Below are 22,121 nucleotides of genomic sequence, written 5' to 3'. Positions count from 1 at the left end.
TGCCGGGCAAGCGTGGCACCGTTCACCACGATGCCGTCGAGCACGAAGCCACCGTCGCGTCCTTCGGCGAACACCCGGAACGTCTTCCGCTCGTCTTCCTCGGGCATCGCCTGGTGCAGGCTTTCCCAGCGGGCGCCATCCGGCGTGGTGGCCGAGTCGAAGCCGATCGCGCCCACGGACGAGGCGGTGGGGCCGTGCACCGATCCGTTCGGCGCTGTCCGCACCGTCACGTCGACGGTGATCGCGCTCTGCAGGGTGGGAACGGCCTGGATGTGCGGTGCAGGCCCGGCGCCGTCCAGCTCCGCGCGCAGCAGGGCGGCCATGTGGTCGGCACCGGGCCCCAGCCCGCGGATCGTCACTTGCGGCATCGGCAGTCCGTCGGCCTGCTGGAACGCGGCAGCCCGCTTCAACGCGCTCACCAGGTTCCGCAGTTCCCGCCGCGCTCCGGAACCCTCCAGTCGCGGTGGCGAGCCCTGTACTTGGAAGACGCGCCGGTGACCGAGTTCGGCGTTCACCTCGTCCCGCCGCACCTGTTCGGGGTCCACAAAGGACTCCGGTGAGGAAGCCGGCTCCGGGAACGTGGTGCCTGCGGCCTCGATGCTCGAGGTCAGTCCCAGACCGGCGAACGCCTGCACCGGCGCCGACCTGGAGGTCTCCGTCAGGTCGGACTCACCTGCCTGAGCCGCCGGGTGGGCGAAACCGGTGTGCTCGACCGGGGCAGGAGGAATGTGGCCCGGCGGCAGTACTTCGACGAAGTCCCCGCCTTCGACCCTGAATCGCATCGGATGGTCCTGCCCGACGACATTCGTCGCCGCGAAAACGGAGACCGGTCCCTCACCCTGCTCCCAGCCGAGCCGCAGCAGGTACGCGGGCGTCCCGCCCCCGGGGCCGTCCGCACCGGAATTCACCGAGCACTGGAACAGCACCAGGTTGCTCGCCGGGGACGGGTTGTGCGCCCGGTAGACCTCGCTCCGGTAGAGCACCGGCGCCATCTCGGTACCGGAGAGCAGCACCATGTCACCAAGGACGAACTCGTGATCGGTGGGCATCGCCACCCCGAAGCCGAGTGCGGTGCCGTGTCCTATCGAGGTCCACGTCCGCCGTCCGGCCCAGGGCGCGCGGAAGGTCTTGCTCAGCGTCCCGTCCACACCGGACTGGTCGGTGACCCGGACGTAGTACTCGTGCGTTCTGGCGTCGCTGCCGGCAACACCCGCGATCTCCATCGGTCCGCCGTCGAAGTCCCGGGACGGGAAGTACTGGCCGAATGTGCCTCGCCGGGAGTTGGTCAACGGGCGGCTGACCATCAGCGGCGAATCGGGCAGCGCAGGCAGGTGGGTCTGGATCTCACCGCTGACCTGGAGCTCACCGGTGGGCAGGAACGAGACCGGGCCGGTGATCCGGTGGAAGGTACGCCGGTAGCCGCCCGGCACCATCCCTTCGGCGAACGCGACCAGATCCGCGTGATCACGGCCTTGGTCGATCAGCAACACCGGCGTCTTCACCGTGCTCAGCCCGTCGCCCCGGCCCAGCATCAGCCGCAGGACCTGATCGTCCCGCTGGGACCGGGCCAGCCCGGCCGCCGGAAGGGCCCTCGGCTGTCCGTCGCCCTGGACGAGCAGGTAGCCCAGTTGCGGATGCCGGGCGGCCACCAGGATGACCGGTGGGTTGTCCGGACGCCACGGAACGGGCACGGGGTCGCCGTCCGGGCCGAGGAGACGCAAAGTCGTGGCCGTCGTGCTGTTCGCCCATGCCCGCAGCCGGGTCATGGTCGTCTGGTCGTTCGGCCAGTGGACGACCTGGACGAGATTTTTGCCGTCGGCGCCCGGGACCTGGGAGACCCGCACATCGCCCGCACGCAGGGCGGAGACCCGGGCGAACCCGCCGTCCGACGGCAGGTGCAGACCGCTGGAGTCCACCGCGACCGAGGAAATCGGGGCGAAGACGTCGTTGAAGAGCTTCTGCTTTCTCAGCGCACCGGCGAAATCGAAACCGAATCCACCATGATTGATCCGGTTTCCGGTGGCGTGGCCGAGCAGGACGACCGGCCGGAACCGATCCCGCACGAGAGCGGCGAACTCCGGGAGCTCCAGCAGGATGTTCGCGACCGACGCGCCACCGGTTTCGCTCAGCATCCCATCGGTCGTCCCGAGCCTGGCGTACTTCGCGAGCGCGTCCGGCGACACGAACACCGGTCGCCTGTCGCCCCAGGGGCCTGCCACCGACGTCGTGCCCTCAGCGAGCGCCGCGGCGAATCCGCGCAACGCCTCCGTCTGTCCGGGGTTCGCGTCGTTCGGGAACCCGAACACCGGGCCGTACCGCTCGATGCGGACATCCGACGCGCGGAGGGGATGGGACACGAATCCGGTACCCAATACCTGGAAATAGCCGGTAAACGGTCGCGGCAGGAAGGGCCCCGATCCGGTGAAAGCCTGCATGGGGCCGGCAAGGCGCCGCAGGGCCGCGAGGAAGCGCTCGTTGAGCCGGTCCGCGGCCGAAGGCACCGGCGTCACCGTGAACAGCACCAGTGGAGGACGAACGCCACCCGCCACCTTGGCGAAGAAAGCACCGGCCACCACCGCGTGCGCCATCTCCACCGGACCGAGCGGCAGGCCCGTTCCATGCTCGCCCCTGGCCGCAAAGAGCGGGTTCGCGCCTCCGTCGCTCTCCAGGAACAGGAAACGTGGCCGCGTCCGGCTTCCGCTGGTCGAGGGCGCCCACTCCTGCACCTGCTCGACGATCACCGGCTTGCCCTCGCGGTCGAAACCGGGCCTGCCGACACTCCGCTCGGTGGCGTCGGTGGACCATCTCGCGAGGGCGGACAAAGCGGTGATCCGGCTGTCGTCGGTGAAGAACGCCGCACCGCTCTCCCTGCCGTGGGCGTTGATCAGCGGCTTGCGCCGAAGCCGGGAAGGCGGTGACGAGACGATCCGGCGCTCCGCCACATCCAGCAGAGATGATCCGCCGTCCTGGGCGGTCCCGGGCGAAGCGGGCAGGAGCGAGACGATCCGGTAGGTCCCGTCACGGTTCAACTGCTCGGCGAACCGGCCGGCCTCGTGCACCAGGGTCGGCTCCCCCGCCGTACCGTCGACGACGAGGACGACCTCGGCGTCCGGATCCCGGACGAGCAAGTCCTGGTAGTTTCCGGCTTCCCGGACCCACGTGGCCAGAGCCGCCGTGTCCACCACCTTTCCGCCGACGACGAACCCCTGCTCGTCGGCGGTCGCGAAAACGTAGAACGATCGCGCATCGATACCGTCGCCCGTCGGCAGCGACGTATAGACGTCCTCCCAGAACGCGGCCGCCGCCGCATCCGCCGGCAGCAGCAGACCACCCGCGGCCGACGGCCCCGGCTGGAGCTGAACCGGGGCCGGCGGCGCGGCGAAGACCACGGCTCCCTCCGCGGGCTCGGCGCCGTCGAGCAACGGCCGCACCGTTCCGTCCCGCCGGACCTCCACGCGGGTGTCGAAGCCGTGCACATCGCCCCGGAGACCGGCATCGTGGAGCAGTTCGGCGAGCGCGACGATCCGGTTTCCGTACCGCGGGCTGCTCACCCGGCAGCTGAGGAACACCACAGACGACCGTTGCCGCCAACTCGCGTCCCCCGGCAATTCGACGCTCGAAAGCAGTCGCACCACCGCGCGTTCGTCCAGCGACACGATCCGCCCGTTCCTGGTGCGGACCGAGAAGCCGTCCTCCCCATGGTGCAGCGGAACGCTGAACTCTCCCTCCACCACGGCGCGGTTCTCGAACGCTTCCCGCAGTACGCCCCGCTCCTGGTCCGAAAGCGGGAAGCCCACGCCCACCACCACGCCGGAGCGCGAACGCAGGGGAACGAAGTCCACTTCGGACAGATCGACATCCGGTGTCAGAGTGCTTTCCGGTCGTGGTGCGGACTGAGGCTCCGACGACGTCTCGGCGTAGGACCTCGCGACGGTGAACATGTTCCGCAGCGCGTGGTGGGCGTCGTCCAGGACAGGACGTCGCCGGGCAGCGGTCCCCAACGTGTCGTTGATCCCCGGCTTGTCGAGCAGTGCGAGCATCCGGGCACGTTCCCCCACGGCGCCGGGCTGCTCCCCCTCGAGGAACGTGTGATAGGCGAGTGCGCTCAACATGAGGTCGTGCAACGGGAACCGGCGCGCGAGTTCGTCCGGCGTCAGCCCCTCCGGCGGCAGGACCTGGGGCAGCAGTCGCGTCCGCAGCGCGACGATCTCGTTGCGCGGGAGCTGGGCGAGCAGGTCGGCCATCTGCTCCACCTGGTAGGGCAGCATCTCCTGCGTGTCGTCGTCGAACCGGGCCAGGCTGTCCTCGTAAGCCGGGGGCTCGTCGGCGACGGGATGCGCGGTATAGCCCGGTGCGCCGTCGGAGTGCCGCGTGGCCCCGGAATCCTGTGCTTCGTCGTAGGTCGGCAGCTCCTCTTCCCGCAGGTCCTCGCTGTAGAACCCGCGGCCCGGCTCGGGGAACCGTCCGAACGGCGTTTCCGGTGTGGCGTCCCGCAGCTGACGACTGCTCAGGCGGACGGCCTCGGCCGCCTGCCGCACGTCACCCAGTTCGGTCCAGGCGTAGGTCGGGTGCTCCTCGTGGAGAAGCAGGTCGGTCAGCATCGTCGTGATGCCCTCATGGAAAGCCTGCCGGATCCGCTCAGGTGCCCCGCCCGGCACCGTCGGCGGCAACGCGCCCAGCAGGTCCTCGGCTTCCTGCCGACGCAACTGCTCCCGCCACCGCAGTTGCTCCTTCCACCGTTCCCACCCTTCCTGGAGTCGGTCGTCCGGAATCGCGTCCTGCCGCCTTTCGGCCAACCGCGCCCTGGCCTGTTCGATCCGATTCCGGAACCGCGCCAGCTGCGTTTCGGCCCACGCGGCGAGGTCATCGAAGGTACGAAGCCGCTCGAATCCGGCCCGTAGCTCCGAGGCCAGGCCCTCCGCATCCGCATCCCGTGACAAAGCCGAGGCCACCGAATCGACCATGGACCGCCACAACCGCTGCTGCTCGGCGGCATCGGGCCCGTAACCCACCCTCGGAGCGGGACGCTCGCCGAGCAACGCCGTCGCCTCTTCGCGGAACGACGCCACCTGCCGGTGATCGGGGGACAGCCGAGCCTCGAACTCGGCCACCGCCGCGGACAACCGGCCCGGCTCGGGGACGAGCCCGTCTGCGCGACGGGGCTCGCTCAGCCACTCCGCCGGCCCCCGGGTGTCCGCTTCGTGGCGTCCGTCGGCCGTCCATATCGGCATGTCCTCGTCCGAGTGAACGCTGTGGTCGTCACCGACCGGCTCGTGCGGATCCGGCGGCGCCGGCGTGGACGTCGTGACCGAGGCGGGCAACCGGGTCAGGGCCAACGGCACGCCGGTGTAGTGCGTACGGACGCTGGACAGCTCCCGCAACGACTCGGCACTCTCTCGCAGCGGCGCGACGTCCGGATGGTCCCAGGCCGCGCGAGGCGACGCGCCCGCCGAGATCAGCTCCGTCAGCAGTGTCGAGAGTGCGTCGTGGACGAGCTGCCGGGCGGTGGTGTCCGTACCCGCGGCCGCCCGGGGCAGCCCGCCGATCAGGGATTCGACCGTCTGCCGGGCGGACGCCACCGCCTGCGGCGCGGCCTGCTCAAGCTGCCGCACCCGTTCGACGGCTTCACCGACCCGCTCTTCCCACCGCTCCCACACCCGCCGTGCCTTCGACCGCGTTTCGGTCGGGGCAGGCTCGGTCACCTGCCCGGTGGCCGGTTCGTTCGCCCCGCCGGGCCGGACCTGCCCCAAGATCTCCATCGCGGTCCGGGTGTAGTGCGCGCTTTCCGCCGGACCGCGCAACGTCTCCAGATCTCCGCGCAGCCGGACCACATCCGGGCGGTGCCAGGCGACCCGGGGATTGACTCCCCCGGCGATGTGCTCGGTCAGGATCGACACCAGGCCGTCGTGCAGGGTCCGCCGTGACCACTCGTCCGCGGCGGGCACCGCGGACGGCAGTCCGCCCGCCAAGCGCTCGGCCTCGGCTCGCGCCTGCTCGACCGGCACCACCGACGGCACCGAACCTTCCTCCCGCTCCTCCACCCGTGCGGAGGCCCCCCAGATCGCCCTCTCCCACTTGCCCATCGTCCGCTGTTCCAGCATTTCGAGCGCGGTCCTGCGGTAATGCGCGGACTCCGCCTCGCCACGCAGCGACTCCAGATCTTCGCGCAAGCGCGAAACATCGGCGTCCTCCCAGGCGTCCGCAAGGCTCACGCCACCGGCGATCAGATCCGTCAGCATCGAGACCAGACCGTCGTGCAAGGTCTGGCGCGTTTCCTCGTCCACGATGCCCGTCCCGGACGGCAACTCCCCCGCCCACTCCTCGGCCTCGGCCCGCGCGTGCTCGACCACGGTCGCGGTTTCCGCCGAATCCTCCAGGTCCTCAAGCCGCCCTGACGCCGCCATGATCGGTACCAGCCACTTGTCGAGCGCCTGCTCGGCATCGGCGACCGAGTCGGGAGAAGCCTCGGGTTCGGGTGCCGGCCCGCGGATCTCCTCCGCGCTCAGCGTGTAGTGCGCCTCCTCCGCCGGGCCGCGCAACGCTTCGAGCTCGTCCCGTAATCGCGCGACACGCGCTTCCTCCCAAGCCGCCTCGGGCGTCGCCCCGTCGGCGATCAGATCGACGACCATCGACGTCAGGCCGTCATGCAGGAACTGGAAGGTGTCTTCATCCACGGCGGAAAGCACGGACGGCAGCGCGCGTACCAGCCTCTCCGCTTCGACTCGCGCCTGCTCGATCGGTACCGCTGACGGAAGCACGCCTTCCGCTCGTTCGGCGACCCGGCCGGACACCTCCAGAAGCGGCTCCGACCAGACGGCCAAGGCCGTATCGGCATCGTCGGGTATCGCCGTCTCCGGAAGCGAACTGTCCACTTCGGACAGTTCGCCGTCGGGAACCACGCTGTCGGCGTCCTCCGGTAGTTCCTGGATCGTCTCGGGCAGGTGGTCGAAGGGGGTACGCCAGAGCGCGGACGTCTCGAGGGGAGACTCGTGCGTGGGGAAGAAAGCGCCGGCGTATCCACCGGTGGATCGACGGACCGGCACCTGGAGCAGACTGTCGTCGCCACCGAACCGCCTCCCGGGCGAGAGATGCCGCCCATCGTGCAGTCGGGTTCCAGGGCTGTCGCTGCGCGGTGTCTCACGTCCTCGCGACGACGTGCGGCTGGAGGTGCGGTACCGGGTCAGCTCGGGCTCACTCGCCGTACGACGCAGGTCGAAGGGAGAGATCTCCCCGACTGACGAGGCGATGCTCGGCCGCCTCCCCACCCGGGGATGGCCGGAGGTGGAAACGACGTCCGATTGTTCCGTGTCGACCCGGGGCACCGAAGTTTCGCCGTCGTCGAGGGCGGCGGGTTCTCCTGCCGATTCCGCGCTCTCCGTCGTGGCCACCCTCGCGGCGTCGGCGGTGTCGTCCGGGAGGAACTTCGCGTTCGCGTAGGCCTGCACTGAGGCCGCCCACTTCACGAACTCGTCCGGGGTGAGCAGGGCCGAGTACGCGTCCTTCGGATCGTTCAGGACGAACATCCGGCGGTCGTTCACCGTGGTGGCCTGCACGTGGACCGCGTGGTGTGGAAGGGACAACACGGCGCCACCGGTCTCGGCCACCCGCGCCCAGAACGACGTCCGTCCGTCCTCTGTCCGCAGCCCCTCGGCCAAGGAGATGTCGGGCCGCGTGGCGGAGCCGACCGGAGTGACGTCCGTGTCCGGCGCGAGCCGACGGCGCATCCTCTCCACATAGGACTCGTGACCGACCCGGCCGCGGCGACGGCTTCCCCGGTCCACGATCAGCGGTGACACCAGCATCCTGCTCATCCGGCTGTCACGCAGCACGTTCCGGGTGAGCACCGGCACCTGGTCGACGTTCAGGTCGGCGGCGGCGAGTTTCTGCATGGACCGGGCCCAGCGCGCGGTCAGCTCATGCCATTCCCGCCGCACCGCGCTGTCGGCCTGGTCCGCGCCCACCAGGCGCAGCGCGCGCTGTTGGAGACCGGAGAACTCGGCCCGGGCCTCGGCGACCCGCTTCCGGACCATCTCCTCCAGGGTCCGGCCGAACGGCCGGTCGGGTTCGGCCCGGCTCTCGGCGCTCGCCTGGGCGAGGCCGTGTTCGGTTGCGTCCGCCACCGCACCGCCCACCTGCAGCAGTCCCGCCAGCGTGGGCACCCTTCCGCGGACGCTCGTGTCGACGGCGGCCGGGGCTGCCGTGTTGAGGAAGTACTGCTCCTCGTTCCCGGCGGCGGCGAACAAGGCTTCCGTCAGCGCCGCCGGATTCTTCGACAACGCGGTGAACAGTGGGTCCGTGCCGAGGGCGATCCGGGCGCTGACGCTGAGGTTCACCAGACCCAACGCGGCGAGGCGCACCGGCAGCTCGGCGTCGGCCGGGACGACCAGGCCGTGCAACGACGAGGTGCCCGATGTGAACGGGTCCGCGCCGCTCGCGATGCCGATGTTCAGCTCGTCGAGCAAGTGGGTGAGCCGGGCGGGCGTCACCGGCTGAACAGCCCTCCTGTCCACCTCGACACCGCCATGGGAACGCTTCGGCGGGCGGGCCTGTTCTCGAGTGGGCACGAGGGAGGCGGCCAGCAGCGCTTCGTTGACGAGAGCGCGGACACGTGCCCTGCCGGTTTCGGGTAGCGCGGCGAGCGAACGATCGAGGGCGATCAACCGTTTCCTGGTGCCGTCGGGCAGGGCATGGTGCTCCAGTGCGCCTTCGACGGCCAGCGCGGTGTACTCGGCGAGCCTGGCCCGCAGCTCGGATCGGGAAAGCTCCAGTTCGGGCAGCCCGTGAACGACACGGTCGTACCCGGTGGCGGCCTGTTTCTCGGGGGTGTTCGGACCGTCGTCGAGGGCGACCTCGACGGTGACCCGGTGCCGGTCCGCCGAAGCCCGATCCGACGGCAAGCGGCCGGTTTCGACGCGAAGTTCGACATCCCGCACGCCGACGGTCCGGTCGTCCCCCTGGAGTGTGGCGAGTTCTTCGGCCAGCGCCCCGCGGAAGTGATCACGCACCTGGCCTGCCCGCCGCTGGGCGGTCGTGTCAAGCGATCCGGGGAAGAAGCCGTTCCCGCCGCCGTACCCGGTGATCGTCACCTTGACCGGCCCCAGCCCGAGGTCCCCTCGAAGCACCGCCGCGCGGGCGACGTCGCGCGCGACCGCGCGGACACCGGCGAGGGCGGCCGTGTCCGCGGTCGACCGGCCCGGCGCGAACGGCACCTTCGCCGAAGGGATCTCGCCGAGCCCGCCGAGGGCCGTCGTCACCAGCGGGTTGACACCCGGGGCTTTGCCATCCGGAGCATGGAGCAACGCCTGCTGGTCGAAGAAGGTCTCGCCCGGTTCACGGGTGTACATCCGGAAGAACCATCGATCCGGGCCCGGCAGGATGTCGAGTTCGGCGGCCATCGCCTGCCAGGCTCGGTGCCGGGCCGAGGGGTCGGCACGGTCGTAACCGGTCCTCGCGATATCGGAAAGGGCTTCGGCGAGTTCTCGATGGCGCCCCAGCCGGGTCGCCTCGGCGTCGTCTCCGGCCGTCCGCGCCCGCTCCATCCGCTTCGACAGCTCCGAGGAGAGGTTCCCGAGTTCCGCGTGGTGGTGGACCAGGTTGCGCTCGATCGCTTCCCGGACGGCGGCGTCCTGCTCGGTGGTGTGCGGGTGGTTCTCCAGCGTGATCTGCGTGCGGCCGTCGGTGCTCTCCGCGATCACGGTGGCGAAGTGGTACCCCGCCGGACGCCGCACCCCGGCCCGGTCCGTGTGGTCGGGACGGCCGTCCGCACCTTCACCCGGAATCGAGGACCGCACGTACACCTGCCCGGGTTCAGCCCACGCGAACTGGTTGACCCCCATCCGCCGGGCGGCTTCGTCAAGCCGTGCCCGCTGCTCATGTACCTCGGGAGCGTGGTCCAACATCCGCCCGTAGCGGTGGCCGGGGAGCGGTCGGTCCGGGGAGCCATCGGTGTCCCGTGCGGCGATCTCCGCCGCCCGGCTCGTGTCCACTGTGGACGGATCGCCGTGCTCGACGATTTCGGAAAGTCCTTCGGCGAGGTTGAGGGCGCCGGTCACCTCCGTACCGTCGTCGGTGCCGATCCTGGCCGTCGCTGTCCGGCCACCGGGCGCTTCGAACAGCAGTGTGTCGGGGGTGGCTCCGTGGACGATCCCGGCGAAGCCACGGGAATCGTCGGTGAGCCGCTCGGGCATCCGGGGTACCACCCGGTGCAGCACCTGCTGACGGCCGTGTCCGTCGAGCACGAGCCGGGAATCCCGCACCTCCAGCCCGATGCCGGTCCTGGTGCGCCGCAACGCTTCACGTGCCCTGTCCAGCACCTCGTCGGTGGCGAAGAACTCCCTCGCTTCGAGCACACCGCCGCCGTCGTCCACCGAGCGGGTTCCGTTGATTCCCAGCGTGCTGTCGGTCGCGACCCGCAGAGGCGGCCGGTACGCCGTCCTGGTACCGGTGTCCGGGCGGCCGAAAGCCGGGAACGCGCCGTCGGCACGGCGCTCCGCCTGCAACGGCCGGAGTGACTCGAAATGCTCCGTGCCCACCGGCTCGGGCCGATAGGCGGAGGTCAGGTTCGGCCGGGGCGCGGGAGCCGCGGCCGGCTTGGTCGAAGGGCGGCGTTCACCCTGATCGTCACCGACGTGGACCAGGGTAGGCGGCAGCCCGGGCCCGAAGCGGACGAGCGGCACGGTCCGATGGTGCTCGTCGATGTCGTCGCGGATCTTGCGCTGGAACTCCGTCTCCGGCTCCCAGTACTTGAGCGCACCGTGCTCGACACCCATCTCACGCCCGGTGAGCAGGTACACCATCCGCTCGTAGTCGGCTTCGTGCAGACTCGACCCGTCCTCGGGCAGCCGGATGTCGTACACGTCGTTGTCGCCGGTGACGTTGCGGAAGCCCTCGCCCTTGCGTTCCTGGACCACGCCGTCGACGACCCGGAACCGGCCGGACTCTTCCAGTCCGCGCATGGACTCGGCGAGCTGCGTGTACTCCGCCGAGCGATCTTCGTATCTCTTCAGTACCCGTTCACGGAGATCCTGCGGCACGGTGGCGAGATCCGGCCGCAGTGGCTCGAAGTAGGCGACCAGGCCGATCCGCTCCCGCCCCATTCCCAGGTGGACGTCGAGCTCGTTGAGCGTCTTGGCCTTGAGCTCCAACGGTTTGGGCACCGCGCCCCTGGCTCGCCAGCCGACGGAGGCGGGATTGGCCGGGCGGACATCGAACACCACTCCGAACCGGTCGGCCATCTTCTGGAATCGGCGCTGGTCCTGTCGTGGAATTCCGTACTGTGTTTCGAGCACCGACTCACTGACGAAGTCGGAGTGTGCGGACTGGAGGGAAACCCAGCTGTTCCGCCGCAGCCCCACCGGCGGCGTCGCTGTCGACACGTGCTCGTCGAGATCGTCGAAGAGCTCTTCGATGAAGCGGGCCGCTTCGCTTTCGATTTCGGGCAGCTTCGGCGGTTCTTCGGGGACGCGTCCGGAGTCGGCGAGCGAACTCGTCTCCGGTTCGGCACGGATCTCCGGGGCCGGTCTGCCGTCGACCGCGGCGAGCACGTCCTCGGTGAACATCCGCGCGTCCTGATCGACTTCCGGCAGTCCCGTGTCGACGGCGAGCCTGACCGAGTCTTCCGCGGGGGAAGCACCGTCGGGGACGCGGACGGTGCCGTCCCGGAGGATCTCCACCGGAGTCGCCGGACCACTGACGTCGCCGTGGTAATCCTTCTGCCGCAACAACTTCCGCAAACCACCGAGCAAATCACCCACCACCGGATCAGCCACCCGGCAACTCAACACCACCAACTCAGGACTACCCCGCCACGCCTGCCCACCCGGCAACTCCCGACCACTGAGCAACCGATACACCCCAGCCTCATCCAACCGGACCCGCGCACCATCCGACTTCCGCCCAACCGAAAACCCACCACCACCATGACCCACCACCGAATACGCACCCGGCACCCCAGCACCCCGCCCGAACGCCGACACCACCACCTCCGACTCCCCCGCCACCAAAGGAAAGAACACACCCACCGCACGCCCAGCACCATCCCGCAACGGCACAAAATCCACATCCGACAACCCAACCCCGACACCACCCACCACCTCCACCAACGAAACCGGATCGTCGACAGACCCCACTGGGCGATCCAACGTCACGCTGTCCGGCGTATCACCGAGGTAGGCGAAGTCCGCGGGATCGAATCCCATCGACGCGAAGATTTCCGCGTCGATGTCGTCCGCGGACGGTCGATCACCCGATCCCTCCCCTCGCTCCGGCCATCGCAACGGTGACGGAGTCGTGAAGACCGGTTCGCCCGCGTCCGACATGATCACGTCACCCGATTCGTCGACCGGGCTTTCCGGCGAATCCGCCTCCACCGCTTCTGCCGGGGCGTTCGACGCTTGTTCCGGGCGCGCCGCTACCGGTCCCGTCACCTCCGGCACCGGCACACCGGCCTCGCCCTGGATCGTCTCCCGAAGCGAGAAGCTGTGCTTGTGCGGGAGTCTCAGCGTCGGACGCCATTCCATCCGTACGTGCTCGCGCATGATCTGCTCGACCGGAGGCACGCCGAACCGTCGTCCACGAGCGTTCCACAGCTCCGTCAGCACTTTCGAAGTCAACTCTTCGAGCGCCTTCAGCCGCTCCGGAGCGACCGCTTGCGAACCGGTGAGGTCGAAGAACAAGGTCGGTCGCTCGGCCGCCCCGGCCGCGTACCGACCGAAGAAACCCTCCAGCGCCCAGGTGATCCGCCGTTTCACGGCCACCGGTAGCTGTGTGCGGGAGCTCAAGAAGGAATCCACGAGTGTGCGTGCTTGACGGTAGTGATCCGGTGTTCGTCCCGGCGTGACCTGGGACCGCACGGAGACGAGGCCGTCATAGCCGCCGGCGTCCTTGGCCCACGACCAGGTGAAGGCGAAGTTCTGCGCCGTGTCCGGGGACACCCCTCCTTCCCGCATCCCCTCGTGCACCAAGCCGAGGAGGTAGTCCCGCACCATTGTTTGAAGGGCCGTGTCGCCCGAGCCTCGCTGCAGCCGCACCGTGAATCGGACGTCCGGGAGCTCCACGTCCGGTTCCTGGCCGAGGATCTTCTCACCCAGCCAGGTGCCGAACGTCCTGAACTTCCTTTCGTCGCCCGCGAAGAGCTGGGCACCTTCCTCGTTCACCGTGTGGAACAGCCCGGTGATCCCTGATTTCGTGGTGTCCACCACCGGATTCGGCTCGGACCAGTACAGCTGCGGTTCCGGGTCGGCGGGCGTCAGGTCCAGGGGGTGGTCCGGCCCCTCGATGTCCAGACGCAGGGCCGGGGCGGCCGTGACGACGCGCCGCGCCCCGATGTGGTCCTCGACGAACTGCCTGATCTGTTCTTCCGACGCAGAAGGGAGCGCTGCCCGTACCGCCTCGCTCACCGCCGTGGTCACCGACCGCTCAAGGGCCACGACACCGCGCTTCGCCGAACGCAGCTCGATGACGAGCCGTACCCGTTGTGCGGCATCGGTTCTGTCCCGCACACGCTGGGCGAGCCCCTCCACCATCCACCCCAGCCGACGACGAGAGGCACGGGGAAGTTCCGTGCCGAGGATCGAGAGGGCCAGATCGAGATTTCTCGCCGCCTGATAGCTCAGCCGGGACCGGTTCGGTGACCGGTACACCATGAGCGCGGCACTGGGCGGTTCACCTTCACTTACCTCGACTTCGAGGGGACCGACGATGCTCCGGAGAGCTTCCGGCTCGACACCCTGGTCCGGCAAGGCCGCCCGCAACCGCGTCTCCACCAGTTCGATCAACGCCCGCCCGTGCTCCAGCCACCGCGCCGCGGTGTCCGTCACCGTCAACCTGACGTCCAGTGGCTCCAGGTCGTGCCGTCCCAGTTCCACGCTGTTGCGTGCGATCTGAGCCGCCAACCCGTCCAACGACGTCTCATCCCAGTGCGACAATCGCGAGGGATGAGTCGTCGTCAGGCCGGCTTGCCACACCGCGACCACGGCGGGAGCCGTCCCAGCGTGGTCATCGGTCATCGGAGGCCGCGACGGGACGTCCACGACGGCCGGCAGCGGGATCAGCGACGCGGCCAGCTCGGGTTCGACCGGTGTTCCGTCCATCGGGTGTTCGGGGGCTTCGATCTCCAGAAGCAGTACCGGTTTCCGCTCCGAGGGGCTCTGCCGGAAACCGATGTGGTCGTCGATGAACTGCCTGACCTGGGCTTCGGAGGCGTCCGGTAGCGCCGACCGCACCGCCGCGGTCACCTGGGCCGCGACCACCTCCGCCCGCAGCGTGCCCATCATCGGCGGCGTACGCAGTTCGAGAATCAGCTGTGGCCGCGCATCCGGGTCGGTGTTGTCCCGTATCCGCTCTGCCAGCCCCTCCACCATCCACCCCAGCCGACGCCGTGAAGCCTGCGAAAGCTCCGGATTACGCGGGAGGAAGGGCAAGACGAGCTTTTTCCCGGCCTGGTAACTCCGCACGGACCGGTTCGGTGACCGGTGCACCGTGATCCCGGCACCCCGGGGCTTGTCCTTGCGCAGATCGTGCTCGAGGTGATCGAAAACCGGCAGCATCACCTCCGGGTCCACTCCGCGCTGCTCGAGCGCCGTCCGCAGAGCGTCCTCCAGTATCTCGAACAGCGCCGGCGCCAACCGTTCCCGTCGATCGGGTGCGTCCGTCACATGCAGCCTGACGTCCAACGGCTCCCGCTGGGACAGCTCCAGGTCCCTGGAGTCCCTCGCGATGCGATCCGCCAGCTCGCGCAACGACGCCTGATCTTCCGGTGACAGTCGCGGTGGATCCGTCTCCACCGCGGCGGACCAGCTGTGTTCGGCGACGGGATCCAGTCCGGCACGAGCCCCTGGCATCGGGGGCCACGACGAGGTGCCCGTCGCGGGCGGCAAAGAGATCACCGCGCCGACCGATCCGACCGCAGAGTCAGTCCACTTGACCTGCAGCCGGGGCTGGGTCGGCAGCCTGTCCAATGCGTGTCCTGGACCCTGGATGTCCAGGTACAGCACCGCGTTCCGATCCGATGACTCCGAACGGATCTCGATGTGGTTCTCGATGAACTGCTCGATCGTCTCCCGCGAGGCTCCGGGCAAAACCTTTCGTACCGCCGCGTTCATCTGGGCCGTGATTTCGCCCATTCGCGGTTCGGTCATCCTCGGTGAACTACGCAGATCGAGAACCAGCCGAAGCCGCTCACCGGAGTCGGTGTTGTCCCGCACCCGCTCGGCCAGCCCCTCCACCATCCATCCCAGCCGGCGACGCGCGGCTTGGGAGAACTCGGCGGTACGCGGCAGGAAAGGTATCTGGAGGTCCCTGGCGGCCTGATAACTCCGCACGGTCCGGTTCGACGACCGGTGCACCGTGACCTCGAGACCGGGTGACGCGTCCGTCGTCACAGTGCTTTCCAGCCGGTCGAAGGAGAAACGCTCCGCGTCCGCATCGATCCCCTGCGCACGCAGCGCACCCCGCAGCGCGTCTTCCAGCTTGGCGAACAGCTCCGGGCCGAACTGCCATCGCCGCTCATGCGTGTCGGTCAGGGTCATCCTGACATCCACCGGCTCACGGCCGGACCGCTCCAGTTCCACGGTGTTCAGCGCGATGCGACTCGCCAGCTCGCCCAGCGCGGTCTCCTCTTCCGGGGATAACCGCGGTGTCTCGCTCACGGGAAGTTCGGCCCGCCAGCCGACCAGGGCGACCGGATCCCGCACACGAGCGATCGCCGCGGGGCGGATCGCGTCCGTGGCCGCGGGCAAGGGAATCAGCTCATCGGCCCGCGTTTCACCGACCGGAGTGTCCAGGACGGGCGCGGGCTCCGTCACATCGATGAACAGAACCGGATTGTACGTTTTGGACGATGCCTGCCTGAACTCGACGCGATCGTCGATGAACGCCTTGACACGCTCGTTGGACGCCCCCGGAAGCGCCGCACGCACCGCCTCGTTCACGTCGGCCGTGATCGTCCGCACCCGATCCTCGATCATCGAGTCCTTACTGCGGAGATCGAGGACCAGGCGGTCCTGATCATTGTTCTGCTCGGCGCGCCGTACCAGGCCATCCACCAGCCAAGCCAGCCGACGCCGGGAAGCCCGCGACAGCGCCGCGTTTCGCGGCAGAAAGGGCAGGTCGAGACCGCGCGCGTTCCGATAAGCCTCCTCCGGCAGGTCCGGAGACCGATGCACGGTGATCCCGACGCCTTCGGATTTGCCCTTGGTGGCCCGGTGCGAAACGTGATCCAGGTCGAGCCGCAGTACTTCCGGATCGACACCCCGGTCCTGCAACGCGGAACGCAGGGCTTCTTTCGTCAGATCGAACAGGGCGCGGCCGTATTGAGGGCTTCGGCCGTGCTTCGTGGTCACATGCACCCTGACATCCCACGGCTCGTGTCCCGGCGTCGGAACCTTGCCGTCCCGGACGAGACGATCCGCCAGCTCGCCCAGTGCGCGCCGGTCCACATCGGACAACCGTGTCGGATCGGTCGCCGAAAGCGCCGCGGACCAGTTGTATTCCGCCGGAGCGTCCAGCCCGACCTTGTGCACGTTGAACTTCGTCCGCAGCGCGGGGCCCTGGGCAGGGGGCAACGGGAACGGCCGGGCGGGCGGCTCGGGCGGCGGGGGCGGTCCGGGACTCGGCGCGGGTGGCTCGGTGCTCCCGGGGGCCGGATCGGTCCACGACAACGCCGGTGGGTGTTCGGCCTGGGTCAGATCCAGGGCATGGACCGGCCCCTCGACCTCCAGCACCAGCACCGGGTCCCCGGACGAGGGCTCGTGCCGGAACTCGATGTGCTCTTCGACGAACCGTCCGATCCGCTCGTCCGAAGCCCACGGCAACGCGGCCCGCACCGCGGCTTCCACCTGGATCGTGACCGCGGTCGTCCGCATCGGGACCAGCTCGGGCGCGGAACCGAGCTGCAGGACCAGCCGAGGCCTCCGGCCCGGGTCGTCGCTGTCGTCCGCCCGCTGGGCGAACCCCTCGATCAACCATCCCAGCCGCCGCCAGGAAGCCTGCGAGAACGCCACACTGTTCGGCAGAAAAGGCAGCTCCAGTTTCCTCGCGGCCCGGTACTCCCGCACCGGGCGATTCGGTGAGCTGCGCACCGATACCTCCGCGCTGGGCGGCTCACCGTCTTGAGGACCGGTATCCAGGCGATCGAAGCCGAACCACACCGCGTCCGCGTCGACATCCCGAGCCCGCAACGCGGCCCGCAGACGTTCCTCCAGCGTCTCGAACACCGCCGCCCGGCGTTCCACGGTGTCGGTCACCCGCAGCCTGATGTCCAACGGCTCCCGCCCGGACCGCTCCAGCTCCACGGTGTTCCGCGCGATGCGCTCGGCCAGCTCGTCCAGCGACGCCTCGTCCTTCGGTGACAGCCGCACCGGACCGCTCATCGGCAACCCGGCCCGCCAGGACACCTCGGCGCCGGGATCCGGCACGCCGACGACCGGCGAAGGCCGAAGAGCGGCTTGCGTGGCAGGTAACGGAATCGCGGCTTCGACCGGTGGATTTACCGTCTCCCTCCGATCCACGGTGGACGCCCGCTCGCCATCGGCCGACCAAGACAACTTCAGCTCGCGCGCACCTGACACCCGGTCCAGGGGGTGTTCCGGCCCTTCGAGGTCGAGGAACAGTCCAGCCACCTTGTCCCCGCGAACCCGCCGGAACTCGATGTGGTCTCCGATGAACCGGCTGATCTCCGCTTCGGGTGCTCCTCGCAGCACCTCCCGGACCGCGGCGTTCACCTCGTGCTCGATCGCTTCCGCCTGCCGACGAAGCAGCGGCGCCGAAGCACGCAGATCGATGATCAGCCGGGTTCGCCTTACCGAGTCGTCATTGTCCTTCACCCGCGTGGCGAGCCCCTCGAGCATCCACCCCAGCCGCCGCCGTACAGCCACCGGTAACACCTGGCCTCGCGAGGAAAGCGCCAGGTCGAGACTTCTCGCGGCTTGGTAACCCCACGCAGGCCGATTCGCCGAACCGTGCACGACGATCCCGACGCCGCGCCTCTTGTCTCCGCGGTGGTCGTTCTCCAAGTGATCGAAGGCGAACGTCATCGCTCGCGGGGGGACGTCCCGCCGCGCGAGTCCGGTCCGCAGGTCGTTTTCCATCGTCGCGAAGAAGCCGGCCGCGTACGTCGCTCGTTCTGCCACCGGAAGGTTCACTTCCAGCCTGATGTCCAGCGGCTCCCGTCCGTTCAGGTCGAGCAGCTTCATGTTGCGGGCCAGGACATCCAAGAAACCGGCCAGCGCGTTCCGGCCGGTCTCGGCCATGTTCGGCGGCACGGAATGCGACACCGCCGCGAACCACATGGCCACCGGAGCGGCATCCGGCGCACGGCCGCTCTCTTCGAACCAGATCGGGGTGCCGGTGGCAGGGGGAAGCGGAACCAGGCCGCCCGCCGGACCGGCGACCGAAGGGCCTGCCTCCGGCTCCGCGTCTTGCGCTTCGATTGCCTGCGCTTCGTCACCCCAGGGCAACGTCAACCGGGGCTCAGCGGAGGTCCTGTCCAGGGGATGCTGAGGGCCGGTGATGTCGAGCGCGAGTACCGACGGACGGCCAGGCCGTACGAGTACGCTCAACTCGATGTGCTTGTCGATGAACTGCCTGATCGCGTCCTCGGAGGCACCCGCCAAGGCCATCCGCACCGCGTCGTTCACCTTGGCGGTGACACCGCTCCTCCGTGCCTCCTCCATCGTCGGTGTCGTCGCCAATCGCAGGGTGAGCACCGGAGTCACGCCCGGATCCTGATTGTCACCGACCCGCCGGACCAGGCCCTCCACCATCCACCGCAACCGCCGGACCGCGGCACTCGGCAACACGTCGGCATGGTTGGCCTGCTCGACCACGTTGGCTTGGTTGAACGACAAGTTCAACTCACGCGCGGCCCGGTAGGACTGCGCCGACCGGTTCGGTGAATCGACGATGGAGATCACGAGCTCTTTGCCCCGGGTAGCCCCTTGCAGGTGCCGGTCGAACGTGATTCCAAGCCCACGCGCGCTCATTCCCTCCTTTCGGAGCGCGGCGCGCAATCTCTCCTCGAGCAGCCAATGCTGGGCCTGTCCGTAGGTTTGGTGCCGCTTCGCGGTGTCGTGCACATACAGCCGCACATCCGGCATTTCCCGATTCTGTGCGACGAGCACTTTGACGTTCGCCGCGAAGCGAGCCGCGAACGCCGACAGTTCCGCCTCCTGAGCCTCGGACAACCGCAACGGATCAGTCGTCGGGATCCGGCCGCTCCAGGAGTTCACCACCAAGGGATTCTCCGGCCTGCTGATCCCTCGTGCGGGTTCCGGACCCGTGGCTTCAGGCAGCGGAATCGGCGCGACTTCCGGCGTGGCGAGATCGACGAACCGGGCCGGCCGCCCACTGGCCACATCGGACTCGGTATCGAGGTATTCGACCCGCCCTTCCTCGAACACCCGCGCCTGTCCGGAAGGGCCCGTTACGTCGCCGTGGTAGTCCTTCTGCCGCAACAACTTCCGCAAACCACCGAGCAAATCACCCACCACCGGATCAGCCACCCGGCAACTCAACACCACCAACTCAGGACTACCCCGCCACGCCTGCCCACCCGGCAACTCCCGGCCACTGAGCAACCGATACACCCCAGCCTCATCCAACCGGACCCGCGCACCATCCGACTTCCGCCCAACCGAAAACCCACCACCACCATGACCCACCACCGAATACGCACCCGGCACCCCAGCACCCCGCCCGAACGCCGACACCACCACCTCCGACTCCCCCGCCACCAAAGGAAAGAACACACCCACCGCACGCCCAGCACCATCCCGCAACGGCACAAAATCCACATCCGACAACCCAACCCCGACACCACCCACCACCTCCCCCAACGACACCGGATCGTCGACAGACCCCACCGGCCCGGTGGTCGCTCGCGCGGTCACCACTTCCGAGATGGCGGGCGTGCGCACGGGGACCCGTGAAGCCTCTGCGTCCGAAGTGGACGGTCGAGTCGGCTCGTGCGAGGAGACTGATTCGGGCCTGGCGGGCCGAGGGCCGGAGACCGTCCGGGGCGTGGCCGCCTCCGGTGCCGACAGCGGTGCGGCGGGCTTCGCGGCACTCGACTGCTCACCGGCCCGGTTCAGCGGTGACTCAGGGCGTGGATGGCGGGCGCCGTCCGCGGTCGTCACCGCACGGTCGGACGGCGACACGGTGCCGGAGGCTTTCGCGGCCACTCGGTCAGGCGCGGCGCTCTGGGATGACGACGGAGCCTGCTGGTCCGTCGTCCGCATGGGGGACGACACCTCGCCGGCCGGTCGGGACTGGGTCTGTCCGGCGGACGCGGTCGACTCCACCCGCGAGCCCGCGCCAGGCTGGGTCTGGGTCTGGGGTTGCGTCTGGGCTTGAGGCTGGCCATCAGCCTGGACTTGAGGCTGGGCCTGGACTTGAGGCTGAGCATCAACCTGGGTTCGCGGCCGAGTCTGGGCCTGGGCTTGCGACTGGAGTTGAGATTGCCCCTGGACCGATGCCTGGACCTGAGGCCGGTCCTGCCCGTGGGCGTGAGGCGCAAGTTGCGTGCTCGCGACCCCACTCGACAAACCGCCGGATTCCGTCGATGGTCGTGCCGTATCGGCCGTCTGCTGCCGACCACCCGTCGCCGCCTCGGCGTCGCCACGAGATCCGCCGCCCGCCTGTACTTCACCGGCGACAGGTCGTTGTCCCGAGTCCGCCTGCCGGTCACTCGATGCCACGGCGACCTGACCGGTCACAGCGGAGGAACCCGCCGTCCGTTCCTGCCTGCCTTCCGAAACGGCGGGCTTCTCCTCCCCGGCAAGAAACTCGCGCAGACTCGGCGCGCTCTCGGTCCGGATCACCTGCCGTGCAGGAGCCTCCGAGCCGAACACCGTCCCCACCGGAACATTCCTCGAAGCGATGTCCCGCACCGTGCCCGCGGAGCCGCCCTTCGCGGACACATCGGTCTCGGGTGTCGACACCACCTGGGGAATGACCAGCTTGTCCGGCTTCTCCACCTCAGGTGGTGGCTCCCCCACCGCCTCGTCGTACGACGGCGGCAACTCGGACTCGCGCCCCTGACCACCCTCACCGCCACTGACGGTCTCCGGCTTCAGCCACCCCAAACCCAGCCTGTCGAGGTTATCGAGAAAAGACTGCCCCAGGATCGCCGCATCAGGACCGGTGACACCGCCACCCCTGCCGTTACCGCCCGGCCCGGACAGCGCACCCAGGATTCCCTCCCACATGACGCCCTTGTCGTCCTTGAGCGCGATGAACACCACCGGATTGCTGAACGCGACCATCGCGACCTGCCCCAGCGCATACGCCGACGGCCCCGCCAGATCGAACGTCTTCTGCCAACCCCTTGGCAACTGATGCCGGATCTCCTTCGAGAAGAAGTTGCCGACTCCCCGGGCCGCACCATGGAAAACACCGGCCGCCGCGCCACCGATGGCGCCACCGATCGCCGATCCCTTCAACGACTCGGTATCCCACCCGTCCCGATCGCCCGCCGCGATCTGACCGCCCTGGATACCGCCGTCCACCCCCACCATGAGCGCCGCACCGCCCGCCGCCCACTTCGCGATCGTCGAGGACAGCTTCCACAACTGGCTACCCACCTGCTGAACGGTGAGCTGGGCCAGTTTGGCCTTCAGCAGTTGCAGAATCCCCTGAATGGTGATGCGGGCGGCCATCTGCACCACCGGAATGAAGACCGCGCCGATCAACGTCGACAGCAGCTGAATGATCGCCGCGAGCGTCATCGCCGCGAAAACGATCAACATGATCTTGTTCTTCTGGATATCCGCCGCGGCGTTCTTCGCCTGTTTCTCGAAAGCCGCCGCCTGATCCCTCAACTGACCCAAGCCCTCGGCCAGATCACCCCGTACGAAGCCCAGGATCTTCGACGCCGTCACACCATCGAACGAGCGATCAAGCTGACCGGCCACCGAAGGCAACTCATCGAGAACCGCATCGACGTCGTCGGAAAACTGCGACCACGCGTGACTGATCGCCTTCAGCCCGCCCTCGCTGCCCTCCGGCCACTCCATACCGAGAACGACCTTGAAGAAGTGCTGGAGGCTCGCCGGTAAATGCGTGGTCTCGTCCGCGCCGTTCAACGGCCGCTGACCACCACCACCGGTTCCTGAGCTCTCCCTCAC

Annotated in this window: 1 protein-coding gene (only partly in view); it reads right to left on the bottom strand. The window is 68.9% G+C overall.

From position 1 onward, the window contains the following. On the bottom strand, positions 1 to 22,121 hold the 5' portion of the coding sequence (locus ACZ5ZX_RS12185) for a WXG100-like domain-containing protein (RefSeq protein WP_465502037.1). The gene continues 6,229 nt to the left of window position 1, outside the view; the window shows 22,121 of its 28,350 coding nt (coding positions 1–22,121); its start codon is at positions 22,119 to 22,121; its stop codon lies off the left edge, out of view.

The sequence above is a fragment of the Amycolatopsis sp. NPDC033938 genome, from assembly GCF_055575975.1.
This window is presented reverse-complemented; position numbering and strand designations above follow the sequence as displayed.